1 pseudogene is annotated in these 274 nt (G+C 70.1%); it reads left to right on the forward strand.

From position 1 onward, the window contains the following. Positions 1–274: pseudogene (locus WDW90_RS39345) on the forward strand (hypothetical protein); the annotation flags it as partial.

A 274-nucleotide genomic window follows, 5' to 3' on the forward strand; every position in this document is an offset into this window, starting at 1 on the left:
GACGAGGAGGCACAGGCCATCGTCGAGAAGATCGAAGAGGGTAAGGCCGAAGTCGAAGAAGCCAAGCGGGCCGAGGCTGAGCAGCGCCGGGCCGAGCAAAGGCAAGAGCGCGAGCAGGCCGACAAGCTCCTCGCCGAGCAGAAGGAAGCCGACGCGCGCGAGCGGCAGAGCCGCGAGGCCGCCCGGCAGACGGCCGAGCAGGTGGCGCAGACGGCTGAAGCTGCCGCCGAGAGCACCCGCCAGGTGGCCCAGAGCGCTGCAGAGACCGTTCAGC

The sequence above is a fragment of the Methylobacterium nigriterrae genome, assembly GCF_037106235.1.
Lineage (GTDB): Bacteria > Pseudomonadota > Alphaproteobacteria > Rhizobiales > Beijerinckiaceae > Methylobacterium > Methylobacterium nigriterrae.